Below are 3,243 nucleotides of genomic sequence, written 5' to 3' on the forward strand. Positions count from 1 at the left end.
CGGCCGCCGCGCGGCGCGCCGATCAGCCGCGCCGCGGCCGGCGCCCCGCGCCGGAGGCGGGGGCGAGCGCGGCCGGGCGAGCGCTCAGATGCCGGGCGTCGGGGCGCCGCTCGAGGTGGCGGTGAGGCCGCCGAGGTCGAGCGCGGCGAAGTTCACGTTGAAGTAGCCGGCCACGCCGCAGGAGTACATCACGCGCTTCACGATGCGGAACGGCACCGCCTTGTCCGCCTGGATGTTCACCACCCCGTCCCACTTCTTCTCGGGGTCCTGCTGGTGGATGAACTCCCAGCGCTTCTTCTCGTCGCGCAGCCGCTCCTCGAGCGCGGGGATGTTGAGGTAGCCCGAGTCCGAGTCGAGCTCGCGGATGTCCGCGACCTTCACCCCGGTCACGACCACCTGGTCGGCGCTCACCGCCACCACCGGCGCCATCTCGATCATCTGCCCGTGCTGAGCGTCGGGGAGCTTGATGTCCTTCTGCATGTACAGCACCTCGCCCGTGGCGCTGAACTGCTGCAGGAGGAAGATGACGAGCATCGTCATCATGTCGACCATCGGGACGACGTTCAGCTCCGCGTTCGTCGCCTTGTGAGCGCGGCCCATCTTGCCGCCGAGGATCTTCGACTTCTCGAACCGCTTCGCCGGGCGCTTGCCTGGAGTGACGATGGGCATGGCGGCTCTTTAGACCCCGGTGACGGCGACGGAGACGAGCCCCGCGCCGACGCACGTGTCGATGACCTGCACGAGGTCGCCGTACGGCACGGTGTCCTCGGCGGAGAGGGTGACCGCGGCGGCGTCCGGGTGATCGCCCTTGAGCGCCTTCAGCCGCTCGCCGAGGCCCTTGAGGTCGAAGCGCACGAGGCCGTCCTGGCCGCGCCCGAGGTTCGGGATCTCGACGGAGGTGCCGGCCGAGGTGGAGAGGTTGAAGCCCCGCTCGCCCATGGCGAGGGTCACGAGGAGCTGCTTCTGCGCCTCGGTCTGCTCGACCTCGGGCGCGCCGGTGCCGAGCTGCTGCACCTGGAGCCGCGAGACCTGCGTCCAGACCGCGGTGTAGAGGAGGAAGGTGATGCAGCAGGAGAGCAGGTCGATCGCCGGGACGACGTTGATCGTCGCGTCGAGCGACTTCTTTCGCCGCTTGCCACCGCCGCCGCCCTGCTCGGGCATCGCGCCGCCGCCCATTGGCTACCTCCTCTCGCGTGAGCTCGGATCCGCTGCCGGCCGCGGCGCGCTCGCCGCGGCGGTCGCTCGGGCGCTCCGGGCCGCTCGCCCCGAAGGGCGAGCGGAGAGCGCCGGGATCCGTCCTAGTCGTCGTCGCCCGCCGACACCGTCGCGGGCATCTTCATCTTGTCCTTGTTCGCGACGATGAGGTTCAGCACGGCGACCGAGGTCTCGTTGATCTCGTCGATCATGTGCTGGGTGCGGCCCTGCAGCACCGAGAAGGCGACGAGCGCCGGGATCGCGGTGAGGAGGCCGAACGCGGTGCAGTTCATGGCCTCGGAGATGGAGTCGGCGAGGATCGCCGCCTTGTCGGCCGGGTTGGCGTTCGCCACGGCGCCGAACGCGCCGATGAGGCCGACGATGGTGCCGAGGAGGCCGAGCAGCGTGGCCACGTTGCCGATCATGGCGAGGTAGCCCGTGCGCGCCTCGATCTTGGGCGACTCGCGCAGGGTCGCCTCGTCCATGGCGGCCTGCACGTCCTGATCGCCCTTCGGCACGTTGATGAGCCCCGCCTTGATGACGCTCGTGAGCGGCGTCTTCTTCTGCGAGGCGGTGAAGCTGATCGCCTTGTCGAGGTCGCCCGCGTAGATGTGCTTCTTGAGGCCGCGCAGGAAGGCGTCCTTATCGACGTTCGCCCTGAAATACAGGGCGATGATGCGGTCGATGACGAGCCCCACCACGAAGAACAGCGACACGAGGATGGGGTGCATCATCCAGCCACCGTCGTGGTAGTGCTTCGCCAGCGTTCCGAACATGTCGCCCATCTGGAAGGGTCCTCCGGACCGTGGGCACGCGCGGAAATCCGCAGGGAATTGCCGCGCGCTTGCCCGAGTGCTCGATCCCCTATCACGGGGTTTTCAGAGGCGTCAATTCGACGGCGTGCGCGCGCCGCGCACACCGTTCGACCTACACGCGACGCGCCCGCCGCCCCGCGCGGCCGTGTCGCGCACGTCCGGGCGAGACGGTGCATCCGCCGCGCTCGCCCGGCAATTGCCCGCGAGGCGGCCTGCGTCGTAGGCTCTCCGCCTCCGCGCGCCGGAGCGCCTGGCCGGTGAGCGGCCGAAAGCGCGCCGCACTCCGTCCGGGCGGTCGTCGGACATGCCGAACGAGACCACCTTCGCGCCCTACCGCCTCGCGCCCGGCGCGTTGCCGGAAGAGGCTGCCCGCGCGGCCGCCGCGCTCGACGCGCACCCGCTCGTCGCCACGCCCGCGGAGCCGTTGCCCGCGTCGCTCGTGAACCGCGCGCTCGCCGACGTGCCGTCAGGCCGCGCCACGACGCCGTCCGAGGCGTGCCGCGCGGCCGACGGGACGATCGCGGGCATGGGCGGCACCCCGCGCGCCTGCCTTTCGTCCGAGCGCCAGCGCGCCCGCGTCGGCGAGGCGGTCCGCGCCGCGCTCTCGGCCGGCTTCGCCGGCGTCTGCCTGGACCGCCCGGACGCGCCGCTCACGCTCGGCCTCCTCGGCGCAGGCTTCTGCACCGACTGCCAGCGCGCCTTCACCCGCCACCTCGTCCGCGAGTACGGCGATCACTTCCAGCCGATCGACTACCTCTCGCTCGCGCGCGAGGCGGTGGCGCAGGCCTCCGGCGCGCTCTCGTTCGAGGTCCTCCCGTTCGGGCGGGACTTCTGGCGCACCCGCAACGAGGCGCTCGAGCGGGCGGTCGCCGACTACGCGCGCAGCGCACGCGACGCGGCTCGCGCCGCCGCCCGCGCGTTCGAGGTGGTGGTCCAGTTCGAGGCGGTCGGCCCGGCGCAGCTCCGCGCCGCGCGCCACGCCGACGCGGCCATCTTCCCGGCGAGCCTCGCGCCCGGCGCGACCGGGATCGGCCTGTTCCGCCTCCTGCGCGCGGCCATGGGCCGCCGCCTCGCGGCGGTCGCGCCCGCGGCTGCCTCCGCCGCCGGGGCGCACCCGCACGCGCGCCTCGCGGCCGTCGCGGCGAGCTGCGGCATCGACCTCTCCGGCGTCGAGCCGGCAGCGGCGCCGGGCACGGAGGTCGCGGCCGTGGGGCGGGGCGCCCCCCCGCGCGCC

The 3,243-nt window shown here is 72.7% G+C and carries 3 protein-coding genes and 1 pseudogene; 1 reads left to right on the forward strand and 3 read right to left on the reverse strand.

Annotated elements, in window-relative coordinates; genetic code table 11:
* Positions 1-84: 84 nt before the first annotated feature.
* The 3 genes from MNZ29_RS22265 to MNZ29_RS22275 all read right to left on the reverse strand — a co-directional run bounded on the left by MNZ29_RS22265 (position 85) and on the right by MNZ29_RS22275 (position 1,979).
* Positions 85-669: a biopolymer transporter ExbD gene (locus MNZ29_RS22265; protein WP_242335654.1), complete on the reverse strand. Its 585-nt coding sequence runs from the start codon at positions 667-669 to the stop codon at positions 85-87.
* Positions 670-678: 9 nt separating this feature from the next.
* Positions 679-1,176 carry a biopolymer transporter ExbD gene (locus tag MNZ29_RS22270; protein WP_242335657.1) on the reverse strand — a complete coding sequence of 166 codons (498 nt, stop codon included), beginning with the start codon at positions 1,174-1,176 and terminating at the stop codon, positions 679-681.
* 122 nt (positions 1,177-1,298) lie between these two features.
* Positions 1,299-1,979: a MotA/TolQ/ExbB proton channel family protein gene (locus MNZ29_RS22275; RefSeq protein ID WP_242335660.1), complete on the reverse strand. Its 681-nt coding sequence runs from the start codon at positions 1,977-1,979 to the stop codon at positions 1,299-1,301.
* 334 nt (positions 1,980-2,313) lie between these two features.
* On the opposite strand from MNZ29_RS22275, the pseudogene MNZ29_RS22280 reads away from it, so the two are divergent.
* Positions 2,314-3,243, forward strand: a pseudogene (locus MNZ29_RS22280) (hypothetical protein); the annotation flags it as partial.

Source organism: Anaeromyxobacter sp. SG64, from assembly GCF_022690745.1.
Classification (GTDB): Bacteria; Myxococcota; Myxococcia; order Myxococcales; family Anaeromyxobacteraceae; genus Anaeromyxobacter; species Anaeromyxobacter soli.